This window comes from Proteus columbae, assembly GCF_002777965.1.
Classification (GTDB): domain Bacteria; phylum Pseudomonadota; class Gammaproteobacteria; order Enterobacterales; family Enterobacteriaceae; genus Proteus; species Proteus columbae.
The window spans coordinates 221,494-239,914 of the sequence record NZ_NGVR01000032.1; the positions used below are offsets into that span (position 1 = coordinate 221,494).

An 18,421-nucleotide genomic window follows, 5' to 3' on the forward strand; every position below is an offset into this window, starting at 1 on the left:
ATAATCATCCTAAAATGGAATAATTAGTGTCAATGGTTATCTCCCTCGTAAGAATTAAAAAGGAATAACATGTCTCAACCAGCTATCAACAATGATACTGCGGCTGCCATCAATCCGTATTCACAAAAAGTGGCACACCTGCGTCAGCAAATTTTGAGTATCTTTCTCGAAGATGATCATTTTGTTGAAACCGTTTTAGGTGAAGCAAGTGAAAATGATAGGCTGAGCCACCATGAACTTCATGAAAAAATCACCACTGTTAGAGAATTACTACAAGATCTACACGCGGCAGATATTGCAGATATTCTTGAAGCCCTTCCCTATGACGAACGTCTAGCCCTGTGGCATTTGGTTGATAATAATGAACGTGGTGCTGTTTTAGTCGAAGCTTCTGTCGCCGTTTGGGACAGCTTAATTAAAGATATGACTGACCGTGAATTATTACGATCGGTCGCCACATTACATGTGGATGAGCAAGCGTACATCGCAGAGCACTTACCTCGCGATACGATGCGTCGCCTTCTTACCTATTTAGAACCAAGCCTGCGTAATAGAATAAGAGAAGTTCTTCAATATCCCAAAGACAGTGTTGGTCAGATGATGGATTTTGAGTTCGTCACTGTGCGAGGTAATGTTACGTTAAAAACGGTACAGCGCTATCTACGCCAACGGGGCTCTATTCCTGAAGCAACGGATAAAATCTTCGTTATTGATAATAAAAATCATCTGTTGGGCGAGCTTCCATTAACCACTGTTTTAACGCAATCCCCTGATAAACTTGTCTCTGATGTAATGAAAACAGACACCGTGAGCTTTATGCCTGAAGAAAAAGGTGAAGACGCGGCGGGTGCGTTCGAACGTTACGACTTAATTTCTGCGGCTGTTGTTGATAGTAATGGTCTTCTAATGGGGCGATTAACTGTTGAAGATATCGTTGATAACATGCATGAAGAGAGCGATACCAATATTCGTCGTATGGGTGGTTTGAGCCCAGAAGAAGACGTCTTTGCACCCGTAGGACAAGCAGTTAAAACACGTTGGACTTGGCTGGCTATCAACTTATGTACAGCTTTCGTTGCCTCTCGTGTTATTGGCGTGTTTGAACACACCATCTCCCAATTAGTCGCTTTAGCAACACTGATGCCAATTGTTGCTGGTATTGGGGGAAATACAGGTAATCAGACCATCACAATGATTGTACGTGCTTTAGCGCTACACCAAATTCAAACAGGAAGTTTCTCTTTCCTCATTTTAAGAGAACTTGGTGTCGCCTTTATCAATGGTATTGTGTGGGGAGGCATAATGGGAATAGTCACTTTCTTACTTTATGGCGACCTTGCAATGGGTGCTGTGATGACCATGGCAATGATACTTAACCTGTTAATGGCAGCCATTATGGGCGTCTTAATACCGATGACTATGATAAAATTTGGTAAAGATCCAGCCATTGGTTCAAGCGTTATGATAACCGCTATTACAGATACAGGTGGTTTCTTTATCTTCTTAGGTTTAGCGACTATCTTCTTAGTCTAAAGACAAGCCCTATTACACTAACGCCACTGATAATAAAATACAGTGGCGTTTTTTATGTCAATCAAACAGATATTAAGCCGTTGTTGAGAGGTAATAATAGACAAGCAACAATGCAATAACTAGTGAAGTAATAAAAGTCTTTTTAACAGAGGCACTTAATAAATAGTTGTCATTTTGATTGGAGCCATTGAGCATGGTTTTTAATACTAAACCACCACCTAATGCGACAATAGAAAGTGATGCGAACAGAACAATTGCGGCTAAGAGAACAGCACTCATTGAGATAGAGACCATAAATCCTCCGATATATCAATTGACTTCCTGATGTAATTATAACCAAGAATAGTTTTTTTGATGCCTCTTTTTGTTTTTATTTTCAATTTAACGGAAAAACACAGAAAAACCACACTATGCATAAAAACACAAAAATAAAATTAGCATTATAATTTTTATTGGTTTTAAATTTCAACAAATAACAAATAAATGAAATTCAATTCTAATGCATGGGTATTTAACATACAGTAGAATATTCTAATAATTCATTTTCTATCAGGTTATATCTTTCATTTTTAATACGATTAGCTTTCTTAATTATCTAATAATAACTTTATTTATGGGAAATAATAAATTCACTTATTCCTTGATTTATTATTCCCATACTTATTTAGGTTTGAATAAATATATTCAACATTAAACCTTTTTTATTTAAAAACACTATGTTCTTACTTATTTTTTAATTAACATAATAATTTTATTATATATTGATAGAATTTAATTCTATGATATTTAATTTCAACAAATCGCAACTCAAATGCAAAATAAAACTAATAATTCATGTGAAATTAGTTGTTAATGTTGTTTTAATTTCATCTATTTACATTATTAAGAGCTTCCTGTTATAACTTAAACCATCATCACAACATTATTCTTTCTCGCATAAATAGCCTTTAAATAACCTTTTGCTGTTATTTATTTTCACCCTATTTTATTTGCTCATTTAAAAAGAATCTAATTGTGATCTTATTACTTATTATTTTTATCACGATGATTATTATAGGTTGTTATTATGACATCACAATCACACTCCACTCAGCCGTTGAGTCAACCTACGGCAAGGCCATTGAATCGCAGCGACTATAAAACGTTGGGTTTATCCTCACTAGGAGGAACTTTGGAGTTCTATGATTTCGTGATCTTCGTGTTCTTTACGAAAACATTGAGCCACTTGTTCTTTCCCGGTGATAACGCCTTTATTGCACAAATGCAGACATTAGGTATTTTTGCAGCCGGTTATCTTGCTCGTCCTTTGGGTGGCATTATTATGGCACACTATGGAGATATTATTGGACGTAAACGCATGTTTACCTTAAGTATCTTCTTAATGGCTGTACCAACATTAGTTATTGGTTTATTACCAACTTATGCCAGCATTGGGGTTGCAGCACCATTATTGTTGTTATTAATGCGCATTATGCAAGGTGCAGCTATTGGTGGCGAAATGCCGGGTGCTTGGGTATTTATCGCAGAGCACACGCCAAAACAACGTTATGGCTTAGGTGTAGGAACATTAACGTCAGGCATTACAGGCGGTATTTTATTAGGTTCAATCGTGGCAATTATTGTTCAACGTAGCTATACCAGCCAAGAAGTAAATGATTTTGCATGGCGCATTCCCTTTATCTTAGGGGGCGTATTTGGCTTAATCTCTGTTTACTTACGTCGCTTTTTACAAGAAACCCCTATCTTTAAAGAGATGGCGGCAAAAAAAGCGTTAGCACAAGAAATGCCAGTGGTTTCTGTTATTAAAAATCACAAGCAAGCCTGCTTAATTACTGCTGCATTAACATGGTCTTTATCAACAGCTATTGTTGTCACCATTTTGATGACACCCGGTGTCATTGTTGAAGGGATCTACAAAATTGATAGAACGACATCATTAGAGGCGAACTGTGTTGCAACATTAACCTTAACCTTAGGTTGCATATTCTGGGGTTGGATTAGTGACAAGTTAGGAACACGCGCGTCAATGACATTATCATGGGGTGGTTTGATTGTTACCGCATTCCATTTCTATGGCAGTTTAGATGCAGCAATGTCAGGTTTTCAGTTAGCGTTTAACTATGGTTTGATGGGCTTTTTTGTCGGGGCGATTGCAACTACACCTATCGTTAGCACAAGAGCATTTCCACCATCAATTCGCTTTTCTGGTTTGTCTTTTGCTTACAATATGGCTTATGCATTGTTCGGCGGATTAACACCAATGTTAACAGGAATATGGTTAGAAAAAACCGCCATGGCGGGTGCATATTATGTTGCTGGCGTATCATTATTAGCTATTGCAGTCGCTTTCTTACCTTTAGCTTATAAAGGCTGGGTGGCAGTAAAGCCCACCACAAGAGAAAAAGATGTTGCATTGCAGATTGATAAAGTGATCGGTTAGGTCTTTATCAATATCACAAAACCATTCTACCAGTCTCCTTAGACAATACCGCCCTTAATAGGGCGGTATTTTTTTGTGCCGATAAAGACTAAAAAGGATGCCTCATGGCATCCTTTATTTTTCTTGAAATTTTATTTTTTAATGACACAAATTACTGTGTCATTTTACTTAGCATCGGTGCTGTGATCAGCATAAGAACTGCGATAACACCGGTTACAATACCAATTTGTAAGAAGACACTGCTATAAATTTCTAATGAAGCGTGAGCGCTTTGTACATCATCTGGTACTGCCATTAAACTCGCAACTTTACCTGCAATAATTGCAGCGGCTGCCGAAGTTAAGAACCAAGCACCCATAATAAAGCCCATTAAACGCTGTGGTACAAGTTGAGCAACCATTGCAAGACCCAGCCCTGAAATCATTAACTCACCAATACTTTGGAAACCATAACTTGCGACTAACCACCATGAAGACACAATACCCGCTTCATTTGCCATGCTTGCACCTAGTGGTAGCACTAAAAATGCTGTCGCACTTAAGAACATTCCTACGGTGAACTTATATGGCATTGGCAGTTTATCACCCATAAAGTTATATACAGCCGCTAATAGAGGGCTTGCTAACATGATCCAGAATGGATTAAGTGATTGGAATTGCTCTGGTTCAACGCTGAAACCTAACAGAGAATGTTCTACGTTATGGATTGCGAAGAAGTTTAAAGATGTTGGCATTTGATCATAAAGAACAAAGAAGACCACAGCTTCAACCATCAGTAAGAATGCAACAATCATCTTACGACGAGCCGCACCTTTCATCATAAAGGTTTCACGCGCAAAAATCAGGATGATACCTAATGAGATGACAGCTAAAGACCAACTTGCCACTTCATTATTATGTAACAGCCAAGTCGATACTGCCGTTAAAGCAACAATACCCACCAGCGTTAATAGCAATTTTGAATAATTAAGCGGTTCAAAATCAGGTCTAGAACCTTTATCTTTGATCCAACCACGACAAACCATAAAGTTTGCTAAGGTAATCAACATACCCACAACGCTTAAGGCAAACGCAACATCCCAACCATAATTAGCCGCTAACCATGGTGTTGCTAGCATAGATAAGAACGAACCTACGTTGATAGACATATAGTACATAGTAAATGCACCGTCTAATTGTGGGTCATCTTTCTCGTAGCAAGTTGCTAATAATGAAGATGGGTTAGCTTTAAATAAACCATTACCTACTGCAATTGTTGCAAGTCCCCAATAAATCACGTCTTTATCGTGATCAGAGAATGCCACCATCGCATAACCAATTGCCAGTACGATTGCACCAAGAATAATAACCCTTTTAGTACCAAGGACTTTATCCCCAAGCCATCCACCGATAGCAACAAAACCATAAACTAATGCGGTAAATGCAGCAAAAACAGTGATAGCTTCTGCTTCACCCATACCCAGCATTTTAACCAAGTAAACGGCCATGATCCCTTGCAGACCGTAATAGCCGAAACGTTCCCATAATTCGATTGAGAAGATGAGATAAAACGCACGAGGCTGTTTAAATGCATTCAGGCTCGGTTTTTGTCCATCGTCAGGTGTGTTTGCAGTTGACACTAAAAACCTCTAATTATTCTATTACGCCTTTATAGTTAGGCTGATTTTTACAAAAATTTCGTTATTCAAGACAGAGTTAAAGCTCGGTGAATTTCATACTGGATTGTTATTCTTTGAAAAGAGTTCAACGCAGAGAAAAACAAGGGTGGCATTCTATCACTGGAAAGCATAATTATCTAAGAATTATAACTAACTATTGCGTTTTATCATAGTTACAGGCATTTGTACAAAATAGTTATGCGATTAAAAAAACATCAAACAAAATAACTCACTGATAATCAATAATTTATTTTCCACTTAATTATCCCTATATAAACAATTAAGCCACGCTACTGCTTATCCTTAATTTGCTAAATTAGCGCTTATTGAATAACAAGGATAAAGTAATGTCAGTAGTAATTTGTTTTAACTGATTAAAATAACACCAACAAAACACATTCCTTGACTTAATTTCCATATTTCCTCCATTTTTAACTGTGAAGAAACAGGTAGAATGTCACCATTCCAAATTTTCATTCCAGTATTTCTGATTAGCTAGTTGCCAGTGGGATCACAAAAGTAATGAATAAAAACAAAAATGCTAAAAAAAGAGTTTCTCTCATTATCGCTTTAATCGTCGTAATCGCAGGGAGTTACGCCTATTGGCAATTTAATGCAGCAAAAACAGCATCGCCTGAAAACAAAGGGGCTCAAGCCGCTAATTCACAAAGTCGAGGTACATCTGGATCTCGACGCCCTCCTTTACCACCTGTTCAAGTTGCAACATCAACACAAGAAAATGTGCCTCAATTTTTATCTGCTTTAGGTACAGTAAAAGCCACTAACAGCGTAACTGTTACTAGCCGTGTTGAAGGTCAATTAATGGCATTACATTTCACGGAAGGACAATACGTTCAAAAAGGTGATTTATTAGCTGAAATTGACGCTCGTCCATTTGAAGTTCAATTAGCCCAAGCCAAAGGACAACTAGCAAAAGATCAAGCGACATTAGCGAATGCTCGTCTTGATTTAGCACGTTATCAGAAATTAGCAAAAACCCATTTAGTCTCACAACAAGAATTAGATAATCAGCAAGCTTTAGTCAAACAGTCTGAAGCCAGTATTCGTATTGATGAAGCCACTATCAGTAATGCACAACTGCAACTCACTTATAGCAAAATCACCGCACCTATTTCAGGTCGAGTGGGTTTAAAACAGGTTGATGTTGGTAATTATATTTCTGGTGGCTCATCTACACCTATCGTTGTTATCAATCAAATGGATCCTGTTGATGTACTTTTTACATTACCAGAACAAGATCTAGCAAATGTTATTCAAGCACGTAAAAACAATGCAGATTTGCCTGTTACCGCGTTAGATAGAAATAACCAATTTGAATTAGCGCAAGGAACGTTATTCAGTGTTGATAATCAAATAGATGCCGCAACCGGTACTATTAAGTTAAAAGCACGTTTTCCACAACAAGAAACGACGTTATTTCCTAATCAATTCGTCAATGTCCGTCTTTATGTTACTACACTAGAAAAAGCCGTTGTTATTCCTAATGCAGCGTTACAAATGGGTAATGAAGGTCACTTTGTCTGGGTTGTTGATAGTGAAGATAAAGTCAGTAAATTACGGGTTGAAGTGGCATTACAAAATGCAGAAAAAGTCGTAATAGCATCCGGTTTATTGGCAGATCAGCGCGTTGTAACTGATGGTGTGGATAGATTAACACAGGGTGTAAAAGTCGATATCGTGACATCTACGGCACCAAAGTCTAAAGAAAATAATCGTGTTGTTGCGGAGAAAGCGTAATGACCGAAAAAACACACGGTACAGGTGGGGGGCCATCTCGCTTATTTATTCTGCGCCCTGTTGCGACAACCCTTTTTATGGTCGCCATACTCTTAGCCGGAATTGTTGGCTATCGTATGCTACCCGTCTCTGCGTTACCTGAGGTTGATTATCCAACTATTCAGGTCGTTACACTTTACCCCGGAGCAAGCCCTGATGTAATGACATCGGCAGTTACTGCGCCATTAGAGCGTCAATTTGGGCAGATGTCTGGATTAAAACAGATGTCGTCACAAAGCTCTGGCGGTGCATCGGTGATCACACTGATGTTCCAATTAACATTACCCTTAGATGTTGCAGAACAAGAGGTGCAAGCTGCGATAAATGCAGCCACGAATCTGCTACCATCCGATTTACCTTATCCGCCGATTTACAGCAAAGTCAATCCTGCTGATCCACCTATTTTAACCTTGGCGGTTACTAGCTCAACATTACCGATGACACAGTTGCAAGATATGGTTGAAACCCGTATCTCGCAAAAAATTTCACAAGTTAATGGCGTTGGTTTGGTGGCTTTAGCTGGTGGTCAGCGCCCTGCTGTTAGAGTCAAACTTAATGCACAAGCCGCTGCATCTTACGGTTTAGATAGCGAAAAAATTCGTGTAGCAATCAATAATGCGAACGTTAACTCAGCGAAAGGGAGCCTTGATGGACCAACTCGCTCTGTAACGTTATCTGCTAATGATCAGATGAAATCATTAGAAGATTACCGTCAATTAATCGTCACTTATAAAAATGACGCGCCTATTCGTTTATCTGATATTGCCACTATTGAGCAAGCACCTGAAAATAACCAACTGGGTGCATGGGCGAATAATGAGCAAGCAATTATTATCAATGTTCAACGACAACCCGGCGTTAATGTTATTGATACCACTGATAATATTCGTAATTTATTGCCTGATTTAGTCTCTAATTTACCAAAATCCGTTAATGTTGAGATCTTAACAGACAGAACCACAACTATCCGTGCTTCAGTTAAAGATGTGCAGTTTGAACTTGGTTTAGCTATCGCCCTTGTGGTAATGGTCATTTATCTCTTTTTACGTAATGGTGTCGCAACCTTAATCCCAAGTATTGCCGTACCGCTTTCATTAGTGGGTACGTTTGCAGTGATGTATTTTTGTGGGTTCTCTGTCAACAACCTCACTTTAATGGCATTAACCATTGCCACAGGCTTTGTTGTCGATGATGCCATTGTGGTGATTGAAAATATCTCCCGTTACCTTGAACGTGGTGATAAACCGTTAACAGCTGCTTTAAAAGGAGCTGGCGAGATTGGCTTTACCATTATTTCACTGACTTTCTCACTGATTGCCGTACTGATCCCCCTGTTATTTATGGGAGATATTGTTGGTCGCCTATTTAGAGAGTTTGCAATCACCCTTGCTATTGCCATTCTAATCTCTGCGGTGGTTTCACTCACATTAACACCAATGATGTGTGCTCGATTGCTAAAGCCTGAAAATGAAATCAAACACAACCGTTTTGAAATGGCATGCGAGCGTTTCTTTGAAAAAATGATTGCAGTGTATGCAGTTTGGCTCAAACGCGTTTTAAACCATCAATGGATAACACTTGGCGTAGCACTTAGCACATTGGTGCTAACTGTATTGCTATATATGTTTATTCCTAAAGGCTTCTTTCCATTACAAGATAACGGACTATTGCAAGGTACCATTGAAACCTCACAATCCATTTCTTATCAAGCAATGGTAGAAAAACAGCAGCAAGTCGTTGATAAATTAATAGATGATCCAGCTATTGATAATATTGCTAGTTTTGTAGGTATTGATGGAAGCAACGCAACCTTAAATACGGGTCGTTTGCAAATTACGTTAAAGCCTCTTGATCAGCGGGATTCCCGTATTGATGTGATTATTCCTCGTTTACAAGAGCGTATTGCTTCTATTTCAGGAATGACACTCTATCTGCAACCCACCCAAGATTTAACGATTGATACGCAAGTTTCTCGTACTCAATATCAATTTACCCTACAAGCAACATCATTAGATGAATTGGCTTATTGGGTGCCTAAGCTCTCTCAAACACTAAAAGATCGCCCTGAATTGACTGATATTAGCAGTGATTGGCAAGACAACGGCATGATGGCGTATATCAAAGTGGATAGAGACTCAGCAAGCCGTTTAGGTATTTCAATGAGTGAAATAGATAACGCACTTTATAATGCTTTTGGTCAGCGTTTAATTTCAACTATCTACACTCAAGCCAATCAGTATCGCGTGGTATTAGAACAAGATATTCGTAATGGTGATGGATTACAGGCACTTTCAGCCGTGCATTTAACGGGTAAAGATGGTGCGATGGTACCTTTATTATCTATTGCATCCATAGAGCAGCGGTTAGCGCCACTTTCTATTAATCATCAAGAGCAATTCCCTTCAGCAACCTTCTCATTTAATGTCGCTGAACAATCTTCTCTTGAAGAAGCGGTGAAAGCAGTGAAATTGGCTGAAGAGCAAATTTCTATGCCAAAAGATATTACCACTCAATTCCAAGGGGCAACATTGGCATTTGAAAGTGCGCTTTCAAGTACTTTGTGGCTGATTATCGCGGCAATTGTAGCAATGTATATTGTATTAGGTGTGCTATATGAGAGTTTTATTCACCCTATTACTATTTTATCTACACTGCCAACAGCCGGTGTCGGCGCATTATTAGCTTTAATAGCCGCAGGTAATGAGCTTGATATTATTGCGATTATTGGGATCATCTTGCTTATCGGGATCGTAAAGAAAAATGCGATCATGATGATAGACTTTGCCCTTGCCGCTGAACGAGAACAAGGTTTAACGCCTTACGAAGCTATTTATCAAGCGTGTTTATTACGTTTTCGCCCAATCTTAATGACCACAATGGCGGCTCTTTTAGGTGCTTTACCTTTAATGTTGAGTACAGGTGTAGGGGCAGAATTGCGTCAACCATTAGGAGTTTGTATGGTCGGTGGCTTAATTATGAGCCAGATCTTAACCCTATTTACGACACCTGTAATTTATCTGTTATTTGATAAATTATCGCTCTATATCAACCGTAATAAACACGTTGAGAATAATAACGGGGCTGTATCATGAAGTTCTTTGCCCTCTTTATTCAACGACCCGTAGCAACTACGTTGCTCAGTTTGGCGATTTCGCTATGTGGTGTATTAGGGTTTATGTTGCTCCCTGTCGCACCTTTACCGCAGGTAGATTATCCCGTTATTAATATCAATGCCTCATTACCGGGGGCGTCACCAGAAACCATGGCATCTTCTGTGGCAACACCGCTTGAACGCTCTCTAGGGCGAATTGCAGGTATTGATGAAATGACATCAAGCAGTTCGCTTGGAAGTACCAACATTACGCTGGTGTTCGATTTAAACAAAGATATCAATACAGCAGCTCGTGATGTACAAGCAGCGTTAAATGCTTCACAAAGCTTATTACCCTCAGGTATGCCAAGCCGCCCGCGTTATTATAAATCGAATCCTTCTGATGCACCGATTATGATCTTAACGCTCACCTCTGATACCCAAAACACAGGGGAGCTTTACGACCTCGCATCAACAAGATTGGCACAAAAAATTTCGCAAATTGAAGGTGTTAGTGAGGTTTCTGTCGGCGGTGGTTCATTGCCAGCAATACGTGTTGCCCTCAATCCTGATGCGTTATTTAACCAAAATGTCAGCCTTGATGATGTTAGAAAAGCAATTAACCAAGCAAATGTGCGCCGACCTCAAGGCTTTGTAAATAATGACGAGGGTCGTTGGCAAATCCAAACTAACGATGAGCTAAGCAAAGCGGCTGAATATCGCCCTGTGATCGTGCATTACAATCAAGATGCTGTTGTACGTTTAAGTGATGTGGCACAAGTTACCGACTCAGTACAAAATTCACGCGCCGCAGGAATGAGTGGCGGAGAGCCTGCTATTTTGCTGGTTATTCGTCGTGAAGCGGGTGCCAATATCATTGAAACCGTGAATCGCATTCGTGATGAGCTTCCTGAATTGCGTGAACTTATTCCTGCCAGTGTTGATTTAAAAGTTGCACAAGATAGAACACCCACTATTCGCGCATCCCTCGCTGAAGTTGAACGAGCGTTAGCCATTGCAGTAGCGCTAGTGATTTTAGTCGTGTTCTTATTTTTACGCTCAGGTCGCGCCACACTGATCCCTGCTGTTGCTGTACCCGTTTCATTAATTGGTACCTTTTCAGCCATGTATCTCTGTGGTTTTAGTTTAAATAACCTTTCATTAATGGCATTAACCGTGGCTACGGGCTTTGTGGTTGATGATGCCATTGTGGTGCTTGAAAATATCTCTCGCCATATTGAGAATGGTTTAAAACCTAAAGATGCCGCCTTGAAAGGGGTTGGTGAAGTTGGTTTTACTGTCCTTTCGATGAGTATTTCTCTTGTTGCCGTTTTTATTCCATTACTGTTAATGGATGGTCTTGTTGGGCGATTATTTAAAGAATTTGCCATCACCTTAACAACAGCTATCGCTATCTCGCTATTTGTTTCTCTAACGCTAACCCCCATGATGTGCGCGCATTTATTAAAAGGGATGAAACCTAAAGCACAATCGCATTTACGCGGGTTTGGTAAGTTACTTTTCCGCGTCCAGCAAGGTTACAGTGTCACATTACAAGCAGCGTTGCGCCATAAACGCTGGGTTATGGCTATTTTTCTCGCCACTTTGGGCTTAAATGTTTACTTATATATTAGTGCACCCAAAACCTTTTTCCCTGATCAAGATACAGGTCGATTAATGGGATTTGTGCGTGCTGACCAAAGTATTTCATTCCAATCGATGAAAGAAAAAATGACCCGTTTTATGCAAGAAATTAATGCAGATAAAGACGTTGATAGCGTAACGGGTTTTACTGGCGGTGGGCGTATTAACAGTGGATTTATGTTTATTTCCCTCAATCCGCTATCAGAGCGTACTGATAGCGCAAATCAAGTGATTAATCGCCTACGGATAAAATTGGCCAATGAACCCGGCGCTAACCTCTTTTTAATGCCAGTGCAAGATGTTAGAGCGGGTGGACGCCAAGCTAATGCTAGTTATCAATTTACGTTATTAGCTGATGATTTAAGTGAGTTGCGTAAATGGGAGCCTATTGTCCGTAAAGCTTTAGGTGAATTGCCTCAGCTTGTAGACGTTAACTCTGATAAAGAGGATAAAGGCGCCGAAATGGCACTGACTTACGATCGCGATACCATGTCACAATTAGGTATTAATGTCAGTGATGTCAATAATCTGCTGAACAATGCTTTTGGTCAACGTCAGATCTCCACCATTTATGCGCCGCTAAATCAATATAAAGTGGTAATGGAAGTCTCTGAACAATATACCCAAGATGTCTCTGCGTTAGATAAAATGTATGTGGTCAATAGTCAAGGTGAACGTATTCCATTATCCGCATTTGCAAGTTGGTATCCGGCTAATGCGCCATTAAGTGTTAATCACCAAGGATTATCTGCATCTTCAACTATTGCCTTTAATATTCCTGAAGGCTATACATTAGCTGATGCTATTAATTCTATTGAACGTACAATGACAGAGTTAGGTGTACCCAATACCGTCAGAGGCACCTTTGCAGGTACAGCACAGATCTTTCAGGAAACTATAAAATCACAGCTTATTCTTATCTTAGCGGCGATTGTAACGGTCTATTTAGTATTAGGTGTGCTGTATGAAAGTTATATTCATCCGCTGACCATTTTATCAACTCTACCTTCTGCAGGAGTCGGTGCCTTACTCGCGTTACAGCTTTTTAATACACCTTTTAGTCTGATTGCACTTATTGGCATTATGTTGCTTATTGGTATTGTGAAGAAAAACGCCATAATTATGGTGGATTTTGCAATTACCGCGCAACGTGAAGGGAAATTGTCGGCTAAAGAGGCAATTATTCAAGCCAGCCTACTGCGTTTTCGTCCTATTATTATGACTACTCTCGCCGCTTTGTTTGGCGCATTGCCATTAATGTTAGGTAGCGGAGATGGTGCTGAGTTAAGGCAACCTTTAGGGATAACAATTGTAGGTGGTTTATTAATGAGCCAACTACTGACCCTTTATACAACCCCTGTTATTTATCTATTTTTTGATGGATTGCGTGAACGTTGGCAACAACGACGTATCAGCAAAAAAGAGGCAAATGCATGAAATTGAGAAGTAAGCTGTTTTTAGTGGTTTTTGCTACTTGCATGGTGGTTGTTCTCGCCATGCATATCGGTATTCGAGGTAGCTTCCAGCAAGGATTCATTGGTTATATCAAGAAAAACAGTGAACAACGTGCAACTCTTTTAGCTGAAGCCTTAACTGAACAATATGCTTCAACGGGAGATTGGCGCTTTCTTAATAGAGATGATCGTTCTCTTTATCAAATATTAAGAAGCATTGATCAAATAAGCCAAAGTGGTGAAGGCCCTGCGCCAAGAGGTTGGCGTACACAATTTTGGATCGTTGATAAAGAGATGAAGCGCTTATTTGGACATGACAATCAATTTCCCGCAGAGACATTTAAAAAGCCCATTACCTTTCATGATGAAATTGTTGGATGGGTGATTGTCAGTGCTGCAGATAAAATCAGCAATGAAGCCGATATCAGTTTTGATAAACAACAACTGCGTACTAGCTGGATAATTGCAGGTTTAACGGTTCTTTTTGCTTTATTGATCACTCTTATTCTTTCTCGCAATATGATACGCCCTGTTAAACGACTTGTTGAGGCAACACATAAATTAGCCGCTGGTGACTTTTCTGTTCGTGTGACGCCCACAAGTAAAGATGAAATCAGTCAACTCGCTACCGACTTTAATCAACTTGCCAGCACGCTAGAAAAAAATGAGCAAATACGTCGCGATTATATGGCAGATATCTCACATGAATTGCGCACTCCCCTCGCTATTTTAAAAGGGGAGCTTGAAGCGTTACAAGATGGTGTCAGAAAACCCACAACAGAGACGCTAAATTCGCTTTTATTCGAAGTCACAAACCTGACAAAATTGGTTAATGATCTCCACCAGCTTTCATTATCAGATAGAGGCTCATTAACTTATCGTAAAGATTTTATCGATATTAATGAGGTGATTTTGTTGGCGGTAGCTTCTTATCGTCACACATATCAAACTAAAGATATTACTCTACTCACCGAATTAGATGATTTATCTCCACTGATTGTACAAGCCGATCCTGATAGGTTGATCCAGCTTTTCCATAATCTGCTAGAGAATAGCGTGCGCTATACTTATTCAGGCGGTCAATTACATATCAGCACCAAAAAAGAGCAAAATCATGTTGTTATTTCATTAGAAGATAGTGCTCCGGGGTTAGATAGCGCTCAATACAAAGTTGTTTTTCAGCGCTTTTATCGTGCAGAAAATTCACGAAATCGCGCAAGTGGAGGTTCAGGTTTAGGTCTTGCGATTTGCGAAAATATTGTTGAAGCTCATAATGGTAAGATAAGTGCTATGCCTTCCTCTTTAGGTGGCATGAAAATCCTTATAGAATTACCCGCATATTCTGATGATCTTTAAGCCTAATAACCATTGAGCCAATAAATGACAGTATCTGAATCCCCCTATTCAATTCTGATTGTTGAAGATGAACCTAAACTTGCCCAATTACTTATTGATTACCTTCAAGCATCGGGTTATCAGACTCATTGGTTAGCAGATGGTGCTGAAGTGAGTCATTGTGTAAAACAGCAACACTACGATTTAATACTATTAGATTTGATGTTGCCTGTTAAAGATGGCATGACTATCTGTAAAGAGTTACGTCAGTTTTCAGATATTCCAATCATTATGGTGACAGCTAAAACAGAAGAAGTGGATAGATTACTCGGGCTTGAGATTGGCGCTGATGATTATATTTGCAAACCCTATAGCCCAAGAGAAGTGGTAGCCAGAGTCAAAACCTTATTGCGTCGTTTTTATCGACCACAAGATATTATTCAAAGCGATAAATTAGTCGTCATTGATGAGCAGGCTTATCAAATCCAATACAGCAATAAAATCCTCGATTTAACGACGGCTGAATTTCGTTTACTAAAAGCCTTAGCCACTCAACCCGGCAAAATATTAACCCGTGATCAGCTAATGGATCACCTTTATGATGACTACCGCATTGTGACGGATAGAACCATTGATAGTCATATTAAAAACTTACGACGTAAACTTGAGCAACTAAACGATCAAATTGAATTTATTCGCTCAATTTATGGTCAAGGCTATCGTTGGGAAACTCAAGCTTACCGTTTTCGATGATATTTTTTCAGGAATACATTGAACCTCGCTACACTTAAGCGCTAGAATCCACCCCTTTATGATATACCCCTACCCAATGTGTGGGGGACTGACTTGAAATCAGAACCAGGAAATTAACCATGTTTACACCCGAATTGCTCTCTCCTGCTGGCTCATTAAAAAATATGCGCTATGCCTTTGCTTATGGCGCAGATGCCGTTTATGCAGGTCAGCCACGTTATAGCTTACGTGTGCGTAATAATGAGTTTAACCACGAAAACCTTGCTAAAGGTATTCAAGAAGCCCACGAATTAGGTAAACGCTTCTATGTTGTGGTTAATATCGCACCTCATAATGCTAAATTAAAAACCTTTATCCGTGACTTAAAACCCGTCATTGATATGGGCCCTGATGCGCTGATTATGTCTGATCCGGGTTTGATCATGATGGTACGTGAAGCCTTCCCTGAAATGGATATCCATCTTTCAGTACAAGCCAATGCGGTTAACTGGGCAACCGTAAAATTCTGGCGTCAAATGGGATTAACTCGCGTGATCCTTTCTCGTGAACTCTCTATTGATGAAATTGCCGAAATTCGTAAGCAAGTTCCAGATATGGAATTAGAAGTTTTCGTTCACGGTGCTTTATGTATGGCTTACTCAGGTCGTTGCCTGTTATCTGGCTATATCAATAAGCGTGACCCGAACCAAGGTACATGTACTAATGCTTGCCGTTGGGAATATAAAGTCGAAGAAGGCAAAGAAGACGAGGTTGGTAATATTGTTGAAAAATACACGCCAATCCCAGTTAAAAACGTTGAGCCTACTTTAGGTGTTGGCGCGCCAACAGACAAAGTCTACTTAATCGAAGAAGCAAAACGCCCTGGTGAATATATGACTGCGTTCGAAGATGAACACGGTACTTATATCATGAACTCTAAAGACTTACGCGCGATTGAACACGTTGAGCAATTAACTCAAATGGGTGTGCATTCGCTGAAAATTGAAGGTCGTACTAAATCCTTCTATTACTGTGCCCGTACTGCACAAATGTATCGTCGTGCGATTGATGATGCTGTTGCAGGTAAACCTTTTGATCCAACGTTACTAACTACATTAGAAGGCTTAGCACATCGCGGTTATACAGAAGGTTTCTTACGTCGTCATACCCATGATGCCTACCAAACTTATGAATATGGTTATTCTGTCTCTGACACACAACAATTTGTCGGTGAATTCACAGGTAAACGCGTAAACGGCTTAGCTGAAGTTGATGTTAAAAATAAATTTGTTTTAGGTGATAGCCTAGAATTAATGACACCAACTGGAAATATTCAATTTACGCTAGAAACACTGTTTAACAAAAAACAGCAGCCAACTGATGTCGCACCGGGTAATGGTCACATGGTTTATTTATCTGTTCCTGAAGATGTTGATTTAGATTTTGCACTGCTGATCCGTAACCTACAAGGTACAACAACACGTCAACCGCATAAAATTGATGCGGTAGAAGTGAAGTAAAGCGTCATAATCTGATTTAAAGTGGTCAATTTCAAATACAGATCACATCAATAATAATTTGTTTACCGTATCATCAGTTCTGAAAAATAAAGAACTAGAATGAATACAGTAAGACTAGGAACCACCTCCTTGGCAAATCCAATCTCCCTTGGATTTGCCTTTTCTTTTTGTACCCTTCTTATCAACTCCCTTTTATATAAAATACACTCCCTTTTTCGTTATCATTTGTAAAAAAATAGTAATTTTCTCGATATCCATTACCTTTAAAAGAGTGATTCAATTAAAGGAACTCATCAATGAGTAAAATTAGTTTGCTAATCATTAATGGAAAAAGCGCGAATAATAGCGAATTGAGAAAAGCCGTTTACCAATTACGAGATGAAGGTTTTGATCTCCAAGTAAGAGTAACGTGGGAATCCTGTGATGTACGCCGTTTTGTACAAGAAGCCATTGATATAAATGCTGAAACGGTGATTGCTGCGGGAGGTGATGGCACAATTAATAGTGTTGCCTCTGAACTTATTCATTTATCACCTTTATCACCGCCAACCCTTGGTATTATCCCATTAGGCACAGCAAATGATTTTGCTACCAGCGCACAAATCCCTCGTGATATGGAACATGCACTTAATTTAGCCGTTAAAGGTCGCGCAATACCTATTGATGTTATCGCTGTGAATAAGACTCACTATTTTATCAATATGGCATCAGGCGGCTTTGGAACAAAAATCACAACAGAAACCCCTGAAGCGTTAAAATCAGCATTAGGTGGAGCCGCCTATTTTATTAATGGTCTTTTAAGTATTGACTCTTTAAAAGCGGATCATTGCACAATTGAAGCAGAGAATTTTCACTGGGAAGGTGAGTCTCTTATTTTAGCTATCGGCAATGGCCGTCAAGCTGGTGGAGGACAAAAACTGTGCTCTGAAGCCTTAATTAATGACAATAAGCTCAATCTCACCATCGTTGAAGCTCACGAACTTCTTCCCTCGATTTTAAGTAGCATGTTTGATAGCAAGAAGAATGACAAGATAATTGAGCGAGAAAGTCGCTGGGTAAACATTAGTGCTTCTCATGAAATGGTATTTAATTTAGATGGAGAACCCCTTTTAGGGAATAAATTTGAATTTATTGTGTTACCTGAAGCGATCCACTGCCGATTACCGCCTCAATGTGACTTGTTATCTTAATGTAGATAAATGACAATCACTCTCATCT

The 18,421-nt window shown here is 39.4% G+C and carries 11 protein-coding genes; 9 read left to right on the forward strand and 2 right to left on the reverse strand.

What is annotated here, in order from left to right:
* The first annotated feature begins 69 nt into the window (after positions 1-69).
* Positions 70-1,533, forward strand: a complete 1,464-nt coding sequence (gene mgtE, locus CBE70_RS17715; protein WP_100160363.1) for a magnesium transporter — start codon at positions 70-72, stop codon at positions 1,531-1,533.
* 72 nt (positions 1,534-1,605) lie between these two features.
* Here mgtE and CBE70_RS17720 read toward each other — a convergent pair whose 3' ends face one another.
* Positions 1,606-1,827, reverse strand: a complete 222-nt coding sequence (locus CBE70_RS17720; RefSeq protein ID WP_100160364.1) for a hypothetical protein — start codon at positions 1,825-1,827, stop codon at positions 1,606-1,608.
* Positions 1,828-2,599: 772 nt separating this feature from the next.
* On the opposite strand from CBE70_RS17720, the gene CBE70_RS17725 reads away from it, so the two are divergent.
* The gene (locus CBE70_RS17725) at positions 2,600-3,973 is read left to right on the forward strand and encodes an MFS transporter (protein WP_100160365.1); all 1,374 of its coding nucleotides are present in this window, start codon (positions 2,600-2,602) and stop codon (positions 3,971-3,973) included.
* A 151-nt stretch (positions 3,974-4,124) separates the two neighbouring features.
* On the opposite strand, the gene dtpA is transcribed toward CBE70_RS17725, so the two are convergent.
* Complete coding sequence (dtpA, locus tag CBE70_RS17730) at positions 4,125-5,591, reverse strand: dipeptide/tripeptide permease DtpA (protein ID WP_100160366.1); 1,467 nt, start codon at positions 5,589-5,591, stop codon at positions 4,125-4,127.
* A 561-nt stretch (positions 5,592-6,152) separates the two neighbouring features.
* On the opposite strand from dtpA, the gene CBE70_RS17735 reads away from it, so the two are divergent.
* The 7 genes from CBE70_RS17735 to yegS all read left to right on the forward strand — a co-directional run bounded on the left by CBE70_RS17735 (position 6,153) and on the right by yegS (position 18,393).
* Positions 6,153-7,388, forward strand: a complete 1,236-nt coding sequence (locus CBE70_RS17735) for an MdtA/MuxA family multidrug efflux RND transporter periplasmic adaptor subunit (protein ID WP_100160367.1) — start codon at positions 6,153-6,155, stop codon at positions 7,386-7,388.
* A complete protein-coding gene (locus CBE70_RS17740) occupies positions 7,388-10,519 on the forward strand; it encodes an MdtB/MuxB family multidrug efflux RND transporter permease subunit (RefSeq protein WP_100160368.1) in 3,132 nt (1,043 codons plus the stop codon). The genes CBE70_RS17735 and CBE70_RS17740 overlap by 1 nt, the downstream gene beginning before the upstream one ends.
* Positions 10,516-13,599 (forward strand): multidrug efflux RND transporter permease subunit MdtC, encoded by a 3,084-nt coding sequence (mdtC, locus tag CBE70_RS17745; protein ID WP_100160369.1) that lies wholly within the window; start codon positions 10,516-10,518, stop codon positions 13,597-13,599. Before CBE70_RS17740 ends, mdtC begins: the two co-directional genes overlap by 4 nt.
* Positions 13,596-14,972, forward strand: coding sequence for an envelope stress sensor histidine kinase BaeS (baeS, locus tag CBE70_RS17750; RefSeq protein ID WP_100160370.1), 1,377 nt, complete (start codon positions 13,596-13,598; stop codon positions 14,970-14,972). Before mdtC ends, baeS begins: the two co-directional genes overlap by 4 nt.
* A 24-nt stretch (positions 14,973-14,996) precedes the next feature.
* The gene (baeR, locus tag CBE70_RS17755; RefSeq protein ID WP_100160371.1) at positions 14,997-15,704 is read left to right on the forward strand and encodes an envelope stress response regulator BaeR; all 708 of its coding nucleotides are present in this window, start codon (positions 14,997-14,999) and stop codon (positions 15,702-15,704) included.
* Positions 15,705-15,823: 119 nt separating this feature from the next.
* Positions 15,824-17,203 (forward strand): prephenate-dependent tRNA uridine(34) hydroxylase TrhP, encoded by a 1,380-nt coding sequence (trhP, locus tag CBE70_RS17760; RefSeq protein ID WP_069367578.1) that lies wholly within the window; start codon positions 15,824-15,826, stop codon positions 17,201-17,203.
* Between the two features lie 296 nt (positions 17,204-17,499).
* Positions 17,500-18,393: a lipid kinase YegS gene (gene yegS / locus CBE70_RS17765; RefSeq protein WP_100160372.1), complete on the forward strand. Its 894-nt coding sequence runs from the start codon at positions 17,500-17,502 to the stop codon at positions 18,391-18,393.
* Positions 18,394-18,421: the final 28 nt, after the last annotated feature.

Bases quoted from the DNA above. Each gene is read 5' to 3' on its own strand.
- CBE70_RS17725 (WP_100160365.1), top strand. From the start codon at position 2,600: ATGACATCACAATCACACTCCACTCAGCCGTTGAGTCAACCTACGGCA.
- CBE70_RS17740 (WP_100160368.1), top strand. From the start codon at position 7,388: ATGACCGAAAAAACACACGGTACAGGTGGGGGGCCATCTCGCTTATTT.
- baeR (WP_100160371.1), top strand. From the start codon at position 14,997: ATGACAGTATCTGAATCCCCCTATTCAATTCTGATTGTTGAAGATGAA.
- baeS (WP_100160370.1), top strand. From the start codon at position 13,596: ATGAAATTGAGAAGTAAGCTGTTTTTAGTGGTTTTTGCTACTTGCATG.
- CBE70_RS17720 (WP_100160364.1), bottom strand. From the start codon at position 1,827: ATGGTCTCTATCTCAATGAGTGCTGTTCTCTTAGCCGCAATTGTTCTG.
- yegS (WP_100160372.1), top strand. From the start codon at position 17,500: ATGAGTAAAATTAGTTTGCTAATCATTAATGGAAAAAGCGCGAATAAT.
- mgtE (WP_100160363.1), top strand. From the start codon at position 70: ATGTCTCAACCAGCTATCAACAATGATACTGCGGCTGCCATCAATCCG.
- mdtC (WP_100160369.1), top strand. From the start codon at position 10,516: ATGAAGTTCTTTGCCCTCTTTATTCAACGACCCGTAGCAACTACGTTG.
- CBE70_RS17735 (WP_100160367.1), top strand. From the start codon at position 6,153: ATGAATAAAAACAAAAATGCTAAAAAAAGAGTTTCTCTCATTATCGCT.
- trhP (WP_069367578.1), top strand. From the start codon at position 15,824: ATGTTTACACCCGAATTGCTCTCTCCTGCTGGCTCATTAAAAAATATG.